Here is an 18,057-nt window from a genome sequence, read left to right as displayed (position 1 = left end):
GTTAAGAAATCAGAGAATTGCTTTATTTTGAATGAAAAAAAAATTAGTTGAGAACTTGTTGCTCTATGAAATCACAAATAAAAGAATTACTGAAACATAATTTTTCGAGTCTAGCTTTTTATTACAGGTTTCTTGGGTTTTCAATTATTTGGATGCTAGCTATGAGCTTGTTAGTCGGGTTGTTGGATGGTCTAGGTCTTGCTATGTTTGTGCCTTTATTACAACTTGTTTCTGGGGATGATCGGAAGATTAATCCTGAGATGATTGGTAATTTAAGATTCTTAATTGATGGCCTAAATTCTTTTGGACTAGAATTGAATTTAATAGTTGTTTTATCTGTTATAGCTTTCTTTTTTACGTTAAAAGGGATTGCTAAATGGCTCGAACAATTTTTAAGAGTAGTGTACAATCAAAAACTAATAAGGAACGCGAGATTGCAATTATTAAGAAATCTTACTAATTTAAATTACAGTTTTTTTATAAATCACAGTTCTGGGCGATTGCAAAATGCTATGACGGGAGAAGTATGGCGTTTGGCCCAAGGTTTCTATAGCTATAGTGCTATGTTCCAGAATTTAATATTGTTGATTACTTACTTGGCTTTGGCTTTTTTTGCCAACCCCACTTTCGCCATTATGGTTATGCTTGGAGGAGGCTTGACTAATTTCTTGTTTAGAATGTTTTATAAAAAGACCAAACAACTGTCTTTATGTCTCGTTTCAGAGCAAAATAGTTTACAAAGTTTGGTGATTCAATTTGTGGCCAATTTTAAATATCTTAAAGCGACCAATAGAACTAAAAATTATTCAAAACATCTAAGAGATAAAATTATAGAAGTAGAATTAACTAATCGTAAAATTGGAGAGATTGATAGTTTGTCTGCGGGATTCCGAGAACCATTATTGATTTATATTCTTATAGTGGTTATTTGTATTCAAGCATATTTTCTTAAAGGTAATATAGGGTCAGTGATTGTAAGTCTATTGTTTCTTTATCGAGGTTTGTCGTCTGTAGTGCTTCTACAAAGTTCTTATAATAGATTTCTAAGTTTTCATGGCTCTATAGAAAATTACGATAAGTTAAATAATGAATTAAAAAAAGGTGTACAGCAGTTTTCAGATAATGAGATTCAAGACATTCGTAATTCCGTAGTCTTTGAAAATGTTTCTTTCGCATATAATGATAAGGTTATATTAAGCAATGTTAATTTTCGAGTAAATAAAGGTGAATTGATAGGTGTTATAGGGGAAAGCGGCTCTGGTAAAACTACTTTGATTAATTTAATTGCGGGTTTAATAAGACCTGGAGGAGGGGATATTAAAATTGACGGAGCAAGTCTTGTTGATATTAATGTACCTTCTTACCAAAATAGAATAGGATATATCACTCAAGAACCTATAATTTTTGAGGATTCAATTTTTAATAATGTTACTTTTTGGGATACACCTTCAAAAGCAAATCTAGATCGATTTTGTAGTGCCGTTAGGAAGGCGCATATTTTTGATTTTATTGATAGTTTGCCTTTAAAGGAACATGAGGTTATAGGATTGAATGGTGCTAATCTAAGTGGTGGTCAAAAGCAGAGATTATCTATAGCAAGAGAGTTGTATAAAAACATCGATTTTTTGCTATTGGATGAGGCTACTTCTGCATTAGATCAAGATACCCAGAAACAGATTACGAAAACAATTATGGAGTTGAAAAAGGACTTGGCAATTGTTTACATTACTCATAATCTTGATCATTTGAAAGGTTTTTCCAAGGTCTTTGAAGTTGCAAATGGCAATTTAATAGAGAAATCAAATACGAATAGCTCTAGTCATTCATATTTTTAAATACATAGAGTAAGCTTTTACTAAAAAAGGTAAGGATCGGTTTGACTTTTAGGGAGGCAGTAATATTGTGATTTTAAATATTTATTGATGCTTTTTTGTAACTGATAATTTTTGTTCGATATGAGCTTAAAAATATAATATTCGTTGTTTGTTAAATTAACTTTACTATCCGATGAAACCTCCAATTTTTATTACAGGAATGCCTAGATCTGGTACAACATGGTTGGGGAAAATTTTTCTTTCCTCTGGGGAGTTTAATGAAAAATCTGAACCATTTAATCCTGTTGTTAAAAACTGGCATTATAAGGTGACGGGGTGGTATGATTATATTGAAAATAGGAGTGCCTCATTGGAAAGAGCTTTAGGTCTTAGAACAGATTTAAAATGGTTTTGGACTGAGATAAATTACAATAGTGCAAATGGTCTTAGATATGCTCTAGGAAATGTGAAGCTTATGTTGTTTTCAAAACGGATTTTACTCAAAGATCCCATAGGTTTTTTTAATGCAGATTTTTTCTATCGAAATTATGAGATGCTGCCTGTCATTATAATAAAACATCCTGCGTCCATAGTTTGTAGCGCCCAACGAGTTGGATGGAAGTTTAGAATGTCACATTTAGTTGAAAACAAAAATTTGATGCAAGGTTTGGAAAGTTTGGGGCTTGATTTAGATCGTTGGAAAACTAATTATCAAAAGTATGATTCAGATGTTGAAGAGATATGTGAAATATGGAATTTTTTTATTCATGTAATTGAAAAGTGGGCGGAAGTTTATAAAAATTGGGGGTTTATCAAACTTGAAGATTTAATAATGGATCCAATTAATATGACAGAAAATTTATTTTTGAAAACTGGCCTTGAATTTACACATCGAACATTGGCTTATCTTAATGAAACTATGAATAATAATGTTGTCATTTCAGAAAATGATCGTCGTGCACATATTCGTAATCGGAATTCAAAATTTGATATTAATTCATGGAAAAATAGGTTAAGTTCTTCAGAAATTGATGACATAAGGAAAACTACTTTTGATTTTGGAAAGAATCTGTATCCGGAATTTTATCAAGTTTAAATTGTTTAGTTCAAATTCGTTTCGAAAATGATTTTTTAAATGGTGAGTTATTTACGGAATGTTTATATTTAAGGAAACAACAATATAATATGGACAAACCAAAAATACTTTACATTTCATCTGTATTGCCGGATACGAGTTGTGGTGCCAGAATAGCCATTTATAGGCATTTTGTGTTGAGGGATGATTTCCATATCGCTATTGCTTCTTATGATCTAAAAAATGAACATATCAAAGACCAATTTTCAATAAAACGTCGAAAATTAGGTGAAATTTTGTATAAAACAAGATTTGCACGATACTACTATAATTTTATTTTCATTTCTAATTGGTATTTGATGCCAAAAGGGTTAGTGAATTATGTGAAAGCTTTCGATCCGGATGTCATAATGACAGTTCCTGATAATCTGCATTCGGGTTTTGCACTTCAATTGGCTGAGCTACTTAATAAGCCATTGGTGGCAGATTACCAGGATCTTTTTCCTTTGTCTTTATTCTTTCCTCAATATTGTAAGCCTTACAATTGGGTTAGGAAGTTTTTAATGAAGAAATACCATAAATTAAATGCTTCTGCAGATAAGGTGCTTTATACAAGTGAGGGGATGTTTGATTTTTTTGGGCGTTCTAGAAATGGGAAAGTGTTGTATCCTATTGGTCACGCCATACCTCAAATTGAATCAGCTTTAGAGACTAATGATAATGGGAAATTTACGATTCTTTACGCAGGAAATTGCTATGGTTCTTACGGCGAGATGTTGCTAAGATTAGCTAAGGAAATTATGGAATCTGAAAATTTACGCCTAAAAATTTTTCCTGCCGGAAATGATTGGAGTAAAGATGATATTTCCCTTATGGCAAATGCAGGGATTTACCAGTCTTTTTTGCCATTTGAGGAGCTTAAGAAGGAACTTCAAAAAGCGGATGCCTTTTTAACGGTAATGAGTTTTAAAGAGGAAGAAAAGCCATTTGTTCAAACAAGTTTTACAACTAAATGGCTTGATTATGCGCCATATGGAAAACCAATTTTTGTTTGGGCTCCCAAATATTCAAGTGCTTCAATTTTTGCTGAAAAGCATAGGTGTGGATTTGTTTGTGATATAAATGATGCCAAACTGGTCATGGGAAGTTTTCAAAAGGCGCTAAAGGACAGAAGCTTGGTGCGTTTGTTTGGTGAAAATGCTCAAAAAGTTTCTGACACTATTCTTAATGCAGAAAATATTCATAGTATATTAAAGGATACCATCAAGGAATTAACTGCCTAATTATATTTTATTACTATGTATGGTTAGCTTTTTTGTCTTCTTCTTCTTCTTCTTCTTCTTCTTCTTCAATCATGTACGATATGTCCAAATCATGTCAGTAGCGGTAAATTTTGTGAATTGTTTCGGGTAAGTTATTTGCGGATTGACGATTGTGAAAAGTATTCACATTAGCTATTAATTGATGTATAGAAAGGAGTTTGCTATTCAATTAATTGAGTGCAAAGAATAAGGTTGATGCCTAAAATATTCTTCTAATATAAGACCTAACTTCAAGGGATATAATTATTAGAAATGTCTTATCAATTAAGATTGTAGATACATTTCAGATATGTGGTGTAGTTTCTAATTAAGTTCAATTTTGGATTAATTGACTTGTGACTTCTTAGGTTTTGTCTAATCAACTGATTTTTAGGTTTTTGTGTATTAAATATGATTGAAGGTTGACTTTTTTTTGTATTTTAGTGATCTGTAACCTATTAATTACCAGTGTGTTGCTTTATGTTGTAGGGGGGGAGGTTTGTTTGCGAAATCAAAGATAATACACAGTCGATAAGAATAATTGTCTTTCCTAAATGTAATAGCCGTATTACAATGTTTTATGTTGGTTTAGATGAAGAATCCTAGCAATTGGGACTTCTCATCTCTTTAATTCAGAACTATATAATCCATTTAAAATATTGGGCATGGGGTAATTCTAAGGTGTCAATTTAATAACAAAACTGCAAGATTTATGAAGGCAACTTTTTCTATTTTGGTTACTGTTTATAACAAAGAAAACTATGTTTGGAAAACAATTGATTCAGTTTTTAAGCAATCTTATAAAGATTGGGAATTAATTATAATAGATAATAATTCATCAGATTCTAGTTTCAAAGTGTTAGAAGATGTTTTGGGAAGCTTTAAGGGTAGTAATAATATAATACTTAAAAAATTCATAAATAGGCAAGGACCGGGTGCGAGTAGAAACTATGCTTTAAATTATGCTACAGGAGATTGGGTTTTATTTCTTGATGGCGATGACCTTTTGAAACAAAACTACCTTTTGAAACTTGCTGAAATTGTTAAAGAAAATAAAGAGAGTGAAGTGATTGTTGGCCGTTGGTGTAAACTACAGAATGGAAAAATAGGAAAGCCTATTTCTTCAGGGATTTTGGAAAGAACTAACTGTATAGAGGACACGGCAGTGGCTTATGCTCCATGGATTTTACATGCAGCTATAATCAAACGCAGTATTTTGAATTTACAAAACCTTTGGGATGAAACATTGGATAAATATGTTTCAGAGGATACCGCATTTTGGTTTAAGCTTACATATCAAAGGGAAGTTGTTTTTACTGATTATTGTGGGGCAGTGTATCGTATCCTTGATAATTCAAGGGACCATACCAATTCGGATAAGTATGTTAAAGGGGTGCTTGAAGTTGTGAAATCAAATGTTCGATGGATAAGTTCAGTGGGAAAAATGTCGAAAAGACAACATGAATCAGTATTTAGGCTTCTTGAGTCGCTAAACGATAGATTTCATATTTCTAAATCTAATAGGGAATATTGGGAGCTTCTTAATTTACATCTACATAATTCTCCCAACTCATTGTCTATGAGTTTAAGAAGAATATTGGGTTTTCCTGTTTTTAATGTAATAAAAACACTATTCCTCTAGATGAAAAACTTTTATGCTTTCGCTCACATTCCAAAAACAGCAGGCACTTCATTTTATCAAATATTAGAACGCAATTTTGGACGTAGTTTTGTTCATGTTTCTTCGCTAGGTATAACTGAAAGTCCCTTAAGTTCGGAAGCTATTAAAAGATTTGTTATCGACAATGAGTGTGTTAAAGCGTTTGGAGGGCATAGAGTTAGATTTAACTTGCCTTGGAATAAAATAGATAAGCTTAATTTGTATGCTATTTCTTATGTGAGAAATCCAATTGATCGATTGCGTTCAGAATATCATTATTTAAAAACACTCAGATTAAAGGTTAAGGGAGTTTATGCGGCTTCAAGTTATGAGGAGTTTATTTATAAGTTAATTAGGAATGAAGATGAGCTTGTGAAATTTGCATCATACCAATTTCGATATCTAGTTAGTGGGACTAACATATCGAGTATAGATGAATTGATAGAAAACGACAATATATTAATCTTTCCAACTGAGTGTTTTCTTATTTCTTGTGCTATATTGGAGTATCGCTTTCCAAAAGAATTTAAAGACTGTAGTTACGTTATAAGAAATGAAGGGCCAAAAGTGAAGAAGGAAAAATACTTTAAGTTAGAGAGTCAATTAGAATTAGTTTTGAAGCAAATTAAGAATAATGATTTTGAGCTTTGGAACGCAGTTTTGACTAAATCAGATAAATTTCACAAAGAGTTTTGGGATGAGCTTGAAAAAATTAGAAATAGAATTTGCCGGAAGAATCTGCTACGGAAATATAGTCTAACTCCTTTACAGTCTTTTTTGGAAAGGGTAAATAATTACACTCAACGATTACGATTATAATGTTTTTATAATGAATTACGAAATATAGAACTTCGAATGTAATCTTTTTAGTTAAAACCGATAAAACATATTATTTTTGGGCTTATGAAAAATATAAAGAAGCCTAATTTAATTATTATTGGAGCAGCTAAATGTGGAACAACAACTTTAGCATCTATATTAGATGAGCACCTAGATGTATGTATGAGTACCCCTAAAGAAGTCTGTTTTTTTCAGGATACCATTGATTTTAAGCCAAACCCTAATTATGAAAAGGGTTGGGAATGGTATAAAAAGGCTTTTGGGCATTTTAGAGGGGAAGCAATTGTAGGTGAAGCAACCCCGTCATATACAGATCGAACAAGATCTTCTAAAACTGCTCAAAGGATTTATGAGTTTAATCCTGAAATGCGACTCATTTATATGGTAAGAAACCCTATACAGCGTCAAATATCTGCATGGAAAATGCAATATGCAGCATCTGAAATATTAGATTCAAAATCTAAAGATTGGAAAATAGAATATGGTTGGGCAGCTAGGGGATTTGAATATTGGTTGAAAAATCAGTATGAAGTAAAACAATGGGATGTTAATAGATATAATTTTCAATTAAATGCTTATCGAGAGTTTTTTTCTAAAGACAAAATACATGTTACTTTTTTAGAAGATTGGAAGCATAATCAGAAGGAAGAAGTAAATAAGGTTTTACAGTTTTTAGATTTAGAGGAGAATTTAACGGAAGTTGCAATCCTTAAAAAGGAAAACACGGGAGAAAGAACTTATGATGCTTTTGGGAGTTTTAAACGAACTCTTTCTAATTTTGGGTTAAATAAATTAATTCCTAGTGGAATAAGGAAACAATTGAGTGCTCAAACTATAAAAGAAATTGCGTATCCAGAGATCAATTATAATTCAGATATTTTACGGGAATTTAAAGACTTTATTAAGGGAGATGCTGAGGAGTTTTTGAATTATAACAATAAAACAAAGGAATTTTGGAGTTTATAAATTTTAAAATATATCACAGGAAAAAATAATGAAAATTGCATATATAGGAGGGTCTTGGAGTTCAAATATAGGAAATGCCTTTTATAATCTCGGAACTAAGGCTTTATTCGATCAAATTGATGGGGTGGAGGCATTTTTTATACCTGATCCACCTCATTGGAAGGCTGAGGCAAAAAATGATTTTGATTTGATTTCAAATTTGGATGTTGACCTTGTTATTTTGACGGGGCCATGTTTAAACTTGCGTTTAGATAAAATTTTTAAGGAAACATTTAATAGACTTAAAGCAAGAGGCGTTAAGATTGGTTTTGTAAGTGCAGGTATGAGTTTGTATGATGAAGGAGAGGCTCAGCATGTTGCGAAATTTCTAAATGAAGTTAAGCCTAGTTTTCTTTTCTCTCGGGATACTCAAGTTTTAGAGTTTTTGTATAACAAAGTTTCAGATACAATATTTTATGATGGTTTGTGTACAAGTATGTTTTTAAATGATGAAATATCAATTCCAAACTTGATTAATGAGGATAATTACTATGTCTACAATTTTGATAAATCGGATGAGCCTAAGATAACCTTTGAGAATGGGGAAGTGAAAGTTTCGGAAAATAGGAAATCTTTTTTTAAGTCAAACAATGATTTGGATGATACTTTAAATGGCTTTCCAATTTTGAGAACCAACAATAATGAGATAGATTTAGGTTATGCTGAGATATATAAAAGACAAAATACTTATCATTCTGATTTACCTTATGGATATTTAAGTATTTTGAAAGGGGCTAAAGCTGTATTTTCAGAAAGAGTTCATACCTGTGCTGCAACTCTAATATTAGGGGGGCAAGCCCAGTATATACCTAAGTCGACAAGGTCGTATGAAAAAAGATCTAATATCTTTGAGAGAATAGGAGTCTCAGATATTTTTAATAGACCGGTTTCTTTGGATTTTGATTCTTTAGATAAGGAAAAGAGGGATATGACGGATGCTTTAAAAGGAGCATTGAAGACATTATGAAAGTATTGCTGATTACCAATACGCCGCCGATTCCATCTTGGGGAGGTGCCATGACATTTTTTAGGCATTTCTGTGAAAAGGGTGATTTTGAAATACAGGTGGTTACAGATAATAGGGATATTTTGAATTATGAAGTTCCCTATAGGTATTATCTGGTAAATCATGGCAATGTTTTTAAGAAATTAAGTAGGACAAGGTTTGCCAAAGTAGCTCATACGTATAGTAATTATATTGGTGTAAGAGGAATTCATAGTGTAGTTAAGCAAACAGTTGAAACTTTTAAGCCGGATGCTATTTTCACTGTTGCAGGAAGTTGGTCTTGGATGGCAATTTTGGCTCAAAAGGTTTCTGAGGAATACCAATTGCCCTTAGTGGGAAGTTTTAATGATTGGTGGAATTATAATAGCATTTACTATCCTAGTTTTTCTGATATAATAGAGTATAAGTTTAGAAAATTCTATCAAAAATGCGACTTAGTACTCTGTACTTCTGAAGGAATGTTTGAAGAGTTAGGTGAGCACAGGAATTGTTTGGTGTCCTATCCTACAGGGACTTATTTGACAAATCAAGAACCTTTAGGACAGGAGAACGCTAAAAAAACACTGGCATTTGGGGGTAATTTGGGGGATTGGTATGGAACGATGATTGAAGCTATTATAACTAATTCTAATTTAGAAAGATATGATTTTAAGGTTTTTGGATCTAACGCGAGTTGGTCTGCTCAATTTGATGTTTTTATTAAACAAAGAGGCTACTTTAAAGGTCAAGTGCCATTTGAAGTGTTACAAAAGGAGATGTTAAATGTGGACGGGTTGTTGTTGTTGATGGGTTTTGGAAGTGATATTGAGCTAGTGGAACGGACCAGTTTTAAAACTAAATTTTTAGACTATTTAACCTTTAGAAAGCCTATTTTTCTATGGGGCCCAAATTATTGCACAGCATATAAGGCTTCGGAAGAGTTTGATGCTACAGCTAAATGTGCATCTGAGAATGTTAAGGAGTTTGTGAAATTATTTGATGAGGTATTGGAAAATCCAAAACGACAACAAGAGTTATTGAATAATAGCTTGCAAATGTACCAAAATCGTTTTCATCCAGATCTCATCCATAAAAGGTTAGTAGAGAAAATGAAAGCCTTAATATAAATAAAATTGATTATTAAAATTCTTTATTATTCTGTTTCAAAAATAGCGCATTGTAAAGTGGTCATATCCCATTGGTTTTGGGTTAAGCATCATAAGGGACGACTTATTCTTAAAAAATATAAGATATCTGATTTGCCTTTAATATTTAAATTGGATTTGAAAAGTAGCATCCAGATAAATGAAAATGTAAACTTCGCGGGAAAGTCTAAGCTATTAGCATTAGATGGAGGGGTTTTAAAAATAGGACAGGGAACTTTTGTGAATACCAATTGTTCCTTTAATGCTTTGGATGAAGTTAAGATTGGCGAAAATTGTTTATTTGGGGAGTCTGTTAAGATTTATGATCATAATCACCGTTTTAATGTTAAAGGCCAGCTATTAAAAGAACAAAATTATTCTTTGGGTAAAGTGACTATTGGGAATAATACTTGGGTAGGCAGTAATGTGGTAATTTTAAAAGGTGTTACCATAGGGAATAATGTCGTAATTGGAGCTGGCTGTGTTTTGAATATGGACATTCCAAATGATACCTTGGTGACTCTTCATAAAGGAGAAATTAAACTATCTGAAATTAAATTCAAGTGAGAATTGCAATACTTTCAACCATAGAAAATTCTATTTGGGCTGGGACCGAAGAAGTTTGGTATCAGTTTGCCAAATACGCATTAGAAAATGAGTATGAGGTTTTGGTTTTGGTGCATAAAAATGTTTCTGAATCTGATCAAGTAAAGGAGTTAAAGGGACAAGGAGTTAAAGTTTCCATTAGAAATCCTTTTAAACCAACACGGTTGTATTTGGCTAAGGAGCGTTATCTACCGGAACATCTTAAAGATTTAAAGAAATTTAAAGCTAATGTGTTGTTGATTAATTCCGGCAGTTTGTTGGATGTTAATAATTTACCCTACCTTAAGCGTTTGGTGAGTTTAGTGGTCTGCAAAAAAATTTTTTTCTGTCATTTTGTTGCTGATTTATTAGTGCCTCATGATCGGAACGCTATAAATACTCTTTTAAATAAGTGCGAGTCTGTTATTTTTGTGTCCGTACACAATAAAAGTCTAGCCCAGCGCCAATTGGCAAATAGGTTACCACATAGTTGTGTTATTCCGAATGCTTCTAAATTTCAGCTGGATGCTCCATTGCCATTCCAAAATGGAGATACTGTTTGTTTTGCCTCGGTGGCTAGGTTTGAAACCTTATGGAAAGGACAAGATATGTTGTTAGAATTGTTGAGTTCTGATAAATGGAAGGCTAGGGACTGGCGGTTGAATTTATATGGAAGTGGTCATGATGAAGAGTATATAAGAGGTCTAATTGAAATGTACGGTTTGGAAGCTAAAGTGACCATAAAAGGTTACAAAAAAGATGTCAAACAGTTATGGCAGACGAATGACGTATTGCTTTTGCCCAGCCGTGGAGAAGGAATGCCTTTAGCAGTTATAGAAGCCATGATGTGTGGTAAACTTGTGGTTTGTACGGATGTTGGGGGGAATAAGGAGATTTTGGAGGATGGTGTATCCGGGTTTATTGCTGAAAATTATACCGTAAATGCTTTCAATATAGCATTGGAAAATGCATGGGTTAAAAGAGAATCATGGCAAAACATCGGTTTTCAGGCATTTAAAGCAGCAAATGAATTAAACATAAATAATCCTTCTAAGAGATTGCTTGTACTAATTAATGATTTTGTATCGGTTTAGAAATGGAGCCAAAAGTATCAGTTATTATACCTAATTATAATCGTGCCAATGTCATTGGAGAAACAATAGATGCATTGTTAAAACAGACGTTGAAACCTTATGAAATAATTGTTGTTGATGATGGATCTACAGATAATTCCCTGCTAGTTTTAAGGGATTATGGAGACCATATCAAAATTCTTCAACAAGAAAATAGGGGGCCAGGAGCTGCTCGTAATAAGGGTGTATTAGCGTCTTCGGGAGAATTCATTCAGTTTATGGATAGTGATGACATTCCATCCTTAAATAAATTAGAAGTTCAAGTGTCAGCTTTACAAAGAGAAAATGCAGATCTTGTATTGGGGCCTTGGATTAAAGGTTGGTTTGATGATGCCGTTTTTGAGCCGGAAAATATGGTGCTACAAAATGGGGGACTGCCCTCCCATAAGTCTGTTTTAGAATGGTTTCTAACAGAATGGTCCATGGTTTTTCAGCAAGCCTTAGTGCGTAGGGACCAACTTTTTAAGGTGGGCCTTTATGATGAGGAAATGAAGATTATGGAAGATGCAGATCTGTTTGTTAAATTATTATTGGCTGATTCAAAAATCATTTTTGAGCAAGAATCATTGACTTTATATAGGTTGGGAAGTGATGACAAGCTAACAAATAAAGGCGCTTCAAATGAACGGAAACTTAAGGATAACCTTTCTTTTTATGAAAAACTATTTGGTTATTCTAATTCAATGGATGTTTATGGGGATAAAAAGTTTCAATTAAAATTATTTCATTTAATGAAGGAGTTAGAAAATTATGGGGTTAGAATTGAAAAAAGTGAGGTATATATAAACAAGGCTCATTGGGTTTTGCGTTTTTTTTCTATTCGGAAGCGTATTAAACAAGGTGTGCAACAGCGGATAAGAGGTCATCGTTGGTCGCACGCATATCAAGTGTCTAAGTTGAGTGAGGCACACAAAGAATTAATTTATCAGCTAGGATATAAAGTATTTATTAATGAATAGGATTCAGAAGAAGTTTCATAGTTTTTATTCAAAAGAAAATGTTGCAATAGGTAAGGAGATTTGGAGGGTAAATGGTATGTTGTTAAAGGCAGATCAAGTCCAAGAAAAGATCTCTGAGGCCATTTTGGAAAAAAAACCGTTTTCAGCAGGCAAGATAGGTTCTAATGAACAAGTTTTAATTCAATGGGCTTTCCAGATACCTATAGAGTTATCTGGTTTTGGTGAAATTTCTCCTTTCTTTTTTCAAACTTCTCCTTGCCTCACAAATGCAGGGGCAAAACCACGAACTAAGAAAGAGTACCAAAAAATTGCAAATTTATTTCGAGCCTCTTTGTTGAACCTTGATTTATTGCCAATATTCAAACTTGCAGGGGAAAAGAGTATAGTGGAGAATTTACAGATTTCTCCTGAATTTTGTGGTCATTTGGAATTTTTGCCATTTAAGCAAGTTGCAGGAAAATCATGGACAGATAGTCTGTCTGGAAAAAAAATTGTTGTAGTATCTCCTTTTCAGGAGGAAATTTTACAACAATTTCCTATTATGGAATTTGTTTGGGCAAGTCATAATATCATAGTAAATGATTTTGAGATAGAAGTTATAAAGTTTCCTTATTTAATAGATCGTGATAATGAGCTCCATTGGGAGGATATATATAATGAAGTAAAGAGAAAACTCATTGACAGCGATGCAGATGTTGGGCTATTTGGTTGTGGATTTATGGGGATGTTATTTGCCGATGTCATGAAACAACAAGGGAAAGTTGGCATTCATTTAGGAGGCGCATTACAGTTCTTATTTGGTATAAAAGGAAAACGTTATGAACAGCAAGATTGGTTTGCAAAATATATCAATGAATATTGGATACGACCAGGAGAAGGCAATGTCCCAAAATGTTCAAATAAAATAGAAAACGGTTGTTATTGGTAATGGAACAAAAGAGATTATTTATTATAGGTTTCCCAAAGTGCGGCACCAGCTCATTGTTTGATGTACTTGCGAAGCATGAAGCGATAGCAAGTTCATCAAAGAAAGAGCCCCACTTTTTTATGGATAGGAATGAGGTTTTAAATTTTCAAGGCAAAGGAGATGATGTCTGGCAAAAAATGGTGGTGACTTCCGAGGAGAAATACAATCAATTATTCTCAACATCTCCTAAAACGGAATACTTAATGGAGGGGTCTACAAACTATATCTACAGTACACATGCTCTTGAAAACATACGTAAAAAGTTTAGTGAGGTTAAAATAATTGTGTGTTTAAGGGATCCTGTAATGCGAGCTTTTTCAGCTTGGATGCATTTAAAAGCCGGTGAGCGAGAGAATTTAACATTTTATGAAGCCTTGCAAAATGAGAATATTAGAATTAATGATAATTATGAGTATTTATGGCGTTATAAAATGGGCGGGCAATATGAAAAATGGATATCTCAGTTATTAAACATTTTTGATGAAGCTGATATACTGTTTATAAATAGTAAAGAGATGGTAAATCAAAATGAAATTAAAAAAAAGTGTTTTGATTTTTTAAGTCTCCATACAAATGAGGGAAATGTTATCGCAAATCATACAACTTCCAGAAATGAAGGCGGTTTTATAAAAAATCAATTTATACATAATTTACAGATATCAAATTCATCATTAATGAAATTTGTTAAGGGTTGCATGCCAATATCTTTAAAGAATAAATTAAGGCGCGTTAATTATGAAAAACCTCAAATTTCCAAACAAGAAAGAGAATATTTAGAGAGGTATTTCAATAAAACGTATGTTGATATTGAAAAAATGATAGGAATAAATTTTCGAAGTGAATAAATTATTAATCGTAGAAGAATCACTAAGGGATCGCAAAGCGCATTGGTTTGAATATATTAAGCATATCACAGCGGCTGCTTCATCTTTAGGGTGGAAAACAAAAGTAGCTTGCCATGGGGATGTAGAAGATGTAATCAAACAAGATTTAGATTGCTTGCCTATTTTTAAGTATGCGAGATATTTGGATTCCGGGAATAAAAAATTACCCGGCGAGCACTATTATGGGTTTATTTTGCATAGTATTCGAGTGTTTAAAGCTATGAAACCAATTGTTAAACAAAACCAGTTTGATTATGTGTTTTGCCCAACAGTAACAGTCCACCATTTATTAGCTTGGTATGTACTATTAAAGCTGTACCCCCAAAACATTCAAAAGCTGTGTTTGTTTTTCGTGACTAATCCAGGGGTATGGGATGCGCATACACAAACTGTGGTTTACCCTAAATCTAGTAAGATTTTTGGGCGTATATTGGAAAAGTTTGGGTCATATGTAGAAGCAGGGAAAGTGGTGTTAGGGGTAGAAACTCTAGGGGCAAAAACTGAGTTCGAGCATATTTCGGGAGTGAATTTTGCTTTGTTTCCACACCCGGTACCATTTGCATTGGAACAGGATCAACAAAAGGGCAATGCTATCCATTTGGCTTGTTATGGTTTCGCTCGTTACGAGAAAGGTTCGGATATATTACAGGAAGCTATTACACATTTGCTTGAAACAGGGGTTGAAAATGTTCATTTCACGATTCAATGGACCGATGGTTTCGATTCTCCAGATGGTACCAAGTGTGAGGTGAATAGTATTTTAAAGCAATCCTCTCAAGTGACCATTATTGATAAGGCAATGAATAGTGATGAATACCAATCCTGGCTAAAAAGGACAGACGGAATGTTGCTACCCTACCGCAATTCGTCGTATTACGCCAGAGTCTCTCGGGTAGCTATTGAAGCTACCAATATGGGTATTCCATGTGTATACACTAAAGGCGGCTGGTTGGAAGATACGATTTCTGAATACGGATCGGGTGTTGGTATAGATGATGAATCTGTTGAAGCCTTGGTAAAGGGTATTAAGGAGATCATTGGTAATTTTAAGGACTATAAAACGATTAGTTTGCAAAATAAAACACGTTCTATTGCATATTTTCAGCCCTATAATTTTTGTAAGCAACTTCTAGCATATGGGTAAAACATTAAATTTTCTAACTGGGTTGCCACGATCAGGTACTACTTGGCTAGCCGATATTCTAGGTGCGCACGGAGCCTTTAACTTTTTGTCGGGAGAAGTGTTTAATCCAGGCACCTCGGCGGAAACTTTTGGATTGGATGAGCTACCTTGGTTTGTGAATGAAACGACGCTTCCCAGACGGTTGGAACATCGTATTTCCAAAGCTTTGTTGCTTGAAAAAGATTATCTTTTTTTTCTGAAACGTTATGGAATTCTGTTACAAAAAAGGGTTGTTAACCCTAAAAATTACCTTAGACTGGTGAAGCATTTGATGTATATGGTTAATAAGAAGCCTATCTTTACCAAAGATCCCATAGGCCTTTTTATGATTTCTTATTTATATCATGCTTATCATGCGAAGATTGTTGTGGTAAAAAGGGATCCCTATCGGTTTACAGCCTCTATGAAACGAATGCATTGGTATTTGGATTTTAGCTATTTGCCATTGGAGTATCAACAGCGGTTTGAAAGGGAAATTGCCCATTACCATAGGGAGACCCCTAATGATTTGGTGGGCAATGTGCTTATTTGGTGGTTGGTTTTTGAGGAACATATCAAAATCTTAAAGCAAAAACAGATTCCTTTGCTAGAGATTAGACATGAACAAGTGTTGAATGATCCCAATAAAGTCTTTAGTGATATTCTAGAGTTTTATGGAGTTCAAATGGATAATAATGTACAATCTAAAATTGATTTTTACGTTGCTAAAAAGGAGAATAAAACGTCTATGGCGGATGAAACCCACCAAATGAATCGTTCGAGGGCTCAAATTAAAAATTCATGGAAGGATTATTTAGCCGAGAGTGATATTGAATTAATTAGAGTAAAAACTAATATAAATCCACCGGTATAAGTTTTGAACATCATTATTTACAATCCCAATTCATTTGGAGGAAACTATGAATATGCCCATGAGATAGCCTTAGAGTTTAGTAAGAGACATACTGTTGATTGTAAGCTGGTATTGCCAAAGAATTCAAAATCTAATTTTGGAGGTGCCAAGTTTTTATTGTTGCCAGATATACTGCCTATTCGTGTAACACTATTTAGAAAATTATATTTTGTTTTTAGAAGTTTTTTGAACCCTATGATTTTTTGGGTGTATTTGTTGATGCATTCAAAAAGCAAGGTTATTTTTAATGATTTTGATCAAACAACCTCCATCTTTTGGAGTCCTTTTTATCGTTTGTTGAAACGCAAACACAGCTTTGCCGTGATCTTGCACGACCCCGATAGGGATGCTTATTTTTCGAAAGTCAAGTGGTCCACTGTTTCGATGGGGAAAGTGATGAGTGTGATGCATCTTGCTTTTTATCATGAAATGCTGCCGAATAAGGTGTATTATCAAAATAAGGCCATTGTGTTTACTTCCATCCCCCATGGGATTTATGAACAGGCTTATCACATAGACCTCCATTTACAAACTCAATTACAGGCGTTGAAAGGAGACAATAAGCTTGTTGGGGTATTGGGGAATATTAGGAAGGAGAAAAATTATGAGGACGCCATCTGTGCATTAGCGCAGTGTGAGTATATTCAATTGGTAATTGCGGGTAAGGTGTCTAATTCGGAGGTTGATCTAAATGTTTTTAAAACTTTAGCGACTTCATTAGGTGTGGCAGACAGGATTTACTGGATTAACAAATACCTAACAAATGATGAACTGAATACCGTTATTTCCGAGCTGGATATCATTTTACTTAACTATGCCTCGTCCTTTACATCACAAAGTGGTATTTTAAATCTTATTGCACCGTATAGTCCCAATGTCATTGTGTCCCAGACCTCTAGCGCCTTATCCAAATTATGCGAAAGATTTAGGTTAGGCCATATGATACAAGCAGATAATAGGGAAGCCCTTATTCAGGCTTTTACTAAAATTGATGAGAATTTTGCCAATAACCACCATAAGAGTTGGAAACGTTATAGGGCTTATGCGTCTTGGGAACATAATGTGAGTTTAATTTTATCTAAATTTGCTGAATCATGAAGAGACTATTTGGCGCGATTATTAACTATATTTTTAATGAAGTGGTGACGCATGTGCCCTGTCATGCCTTACGTAAATTATATTTGCGGGCTTTCAATAAAAACATACATAAAAGTTCTGTGATTTTGATGCATTCTAAAATTCCTAATTTTTGGAATTTGGAAATAGGAAGCAATTCTATCATCAACCAGTATTGTCATATCGATTGCCGGCATTATAGAGTTATTATAAAAACCAACGTAGATATAGGCCCTTTTTCGCGTATTTGGACCTTAGGGCATAACCCCAACAATGAACTTCATGCGTTGTATGGAGGGGATGTATTGATCGAGGATCATGTTTGGATAGCTTCCGGAGTTACCATTTTACCTAGTGTTAAATTATTGAGAGGAGCGGTAGTAGGGGCTTCTTCTGTGGTTCATAAAAGTGTTGGTGAAAAGGAAATTGTAGCGGGTAACCCAGCAAGACATATTAAAATGCGTGATAACAATTTAAACTATAACATCAATTATAAACCCTTACTTGATTAAT

General features: G+C 33.7%; 17 protein-coding genes. All 17 read left to right on the top strand.

What is annotated here, in order from left to right; all coding sequences use genetic code 11:
* The first annotated feature begins 65 nt into the window (after positions 1 to 65).
* A complete protein-coding gene (locus ZA06_RS03925; protein ID WP_053976083.1) occupies positions 66 to 1,835 on the top strand; it encodes an ABC transporter ATP-binding protein in 1,770 nt (589 codons plus the stop codon).
* Between the two features lie 172 nt (positions 1,836 to 2,007).
* Positions 2,008 to 2,910, top strand: a complete 903-nt coding sequence (locus ZA06_RS03920; protein WP_053976082.1) for a sulfotransferase — start codon at positions 2,008 to 2,010, stop codon at positions 2,908 to 2,910.
* Positions 2,911 to 2,999: 89 nt separating this feature from the next.
* Entirely contained in the window at positions 3,000 to 4,172 is a 1,173-nt protein-coding gene (locus tag ZA06_RS03915; protein ID WP_053976081.1) for a glycosyltransferase family protein, read from the top strand.
* A gap of 730 nt (positions 4,173 to 4,902) precedes the next feature.
* A complete protein-coding gene (locus ZA06_RS03910; RefSeq protein WP_053976080.1) occupies positions 4,903 to 5,832 on the top strand; it encodes a glycosyltransferase family A protein in 930 nt (309 codons plus the stop codon).
* On the top strand, positions 5,833 to 6,669 hold the full coding sequence (locus ZA06_RS03905) for a sulfotransferase family 2 domain-containing protein (protein WP_053976079.1): 837 nt from the start codon (positions 5,833 to 5,835) through the stop codon (positions 6,667 to 6,669).
* An 84-nt stretch (positions 6,670 to 6,753) separates the two neighbouring features.
* Positions 6,754 to 7,656: a sulfotransferase family protein gene (locus ZA06_RS03900; protein WP_053976078.1), complete on the top strand. Its 903-nt coding sequence runs from the start codon at positions 6,754 to 6,756 to the stop codon at positions 7,654 to 7,656.
* Between the two features lie 28 nt (positions 7,657 to 7,684).
* Complete coding sequence (locus ZA06_RS03895) at positions 7,685 to 8,662, top strand: hypothetical protein (protein WP_053976077.1); 978 nt, start codon at positions 7,685 to 7,687, stop codon at positions 8,660 to 8,662.
* Entirely contained in the window at positions 8,659 to 9,807 is a 1,149-nt protein-coding gene (locus ZA06_RS03890; protein WP_053976076.1) for a glycosyltransferase, read from the top strand. The genes ZA06_RS03895 and ZA06_RS03890 overlap by 4 nt, the downstream gene beginning before the upstream one ends.
* A 132-nt stretch (positions 9,808 to 9,939) precedes the next feature.
* Positions 9,940 to 10,392 (top strand): acyltransferase, encoded by a 453-nt coding sequence (locus tag ZA06_RS03885; RefSeq protein WP_157503081.1) that lies wholly within the window; start codon positions 9,940 to 9,942, stop codon positions 10,390 to 10,392.
* The gene (locus ZA06_RS03880) at positions 10,389 to 11,504 is read left to right on the top strand and encodes a glycosyltransferase family 4 protein (protein ID WP_053976074.1); all 1,116 of its coding nucleotides are present in this window, start codon (positions 10,389 to 10,391) and stop codon (positions 11,502 to 11,504) included. Before ZA06_RS03885 ends, ZA06_RS03880 begins: the two co-directional genes overlap by 4 nt.
* Before the next feature lie 2 nt (positions 11,505 to 11,506).
* Complete coding sequence (locus tag ZA06_RS03875; RefSeq protein ID WP_053976073.1) at positions 11,507 to 12,502, top strand: glycosyltransferase family 2 protein; 996 nt, start codon at positions 11,507 to 11,509, stop codon at positions 12,500 to 12,502.
* Positions 12,495 to 13,430 carry a hypothetical protein gene (locus tag ZA06_RS03870; RefSeq protein WP_053976072.1) on the top strand — a complete coding sequence of 312 codons (936 nt, stop codon included), beginning with the start codon at positions 12,495 to 12,497 and terminating at the stop codon, positions 13,428 to 13,430. Before ZA06_RS03875 ends, ZA06_RS03870 begins: the two co-directional genes overlap by 8 nt.
* Positions 13,430 to 14,314 (top strand): sulfotransferase domain-containing protein, encoded by an 885-nt coding sequence (locus ZA06_RS03865; RefSeq protein ID WP_053976071.1) that lies wholly within the window; start codon positions 13,430 to 13,432, stop codon positions 14,312 to 14,314. The genes ZA06_RS03870 and ZA06_RS03865 overlap by 1 nt, the downstream gene beginning before the upstream one ends.
* Positions 14,307 to 15,497: a glycosyltransferase gene (locus tag ZA06_RS03860; protein WP_053976070.1), complete on the top strand. Its 1,191-nt coding sequence runs from the start codon at positions 14,307 to 14,309 to the stop codon at positions 15,495 to 15,497. Before ZA06_RS03865 ends, ZA06_RS03860 begins: the two co-directional genes overlap by 8 nt.
* A complete protein-coding gene (locus tag ZA06_RS03855; RefSeq protein ID WP_053976069.1) occupies positions 15,490 to 16,389 on the top strand; it encodes a sulfotransferase family protein in 900 nt (299 codons plus the stop codon). The genes ZA06_RS03860 and ZA06_RS03855 overlap by 8 nt, the downstream gene beginning before the upstream one ends.
* 3 nt (positions 16,390 to 16,392) lie before the next feature.
* Complete coding sequence (locus tag ZA06_RS03850; protein WP_053976068.1) at positions 16,393 to 17,526, top strand: glycosyltransferase; 1,134 nt, start codon at positions 16,393 to 16,395, stop codon at positions 17,524 to 17,526.
* On the top strand, positions 17,523 to 18,056 hold the full coding sequence (locus tag ZA06_RS03845) for an acyltransferase (protein WP_053976067.1): 534 nt from the start codon (positions 17,523 to 17,525) through the stop codon (positions 18,054 to 18,056). Before ZA06_RS03850 ends, ZA06_RS03845 begins: the two co-directional genes overlap by 4 nt.
* Position 18,057: the final 1 nt, after the last annotated feature.

The organism is Mangrovimonas xylaniphaga, assembly GCF_001280435.1.
GTDB lineage: Bacteria > Bacteroidota > Bacteroidia > Flavobacteriales > Flavobacteriaceae > Mangrovimonas_A > Mangrovimonas_A xylaniphaga.
The sequence above is the reverse complement of the archived record's forward strand: the minus strand, read 5'-3'. Positions and strand labels throughout refer to the sequence as shown.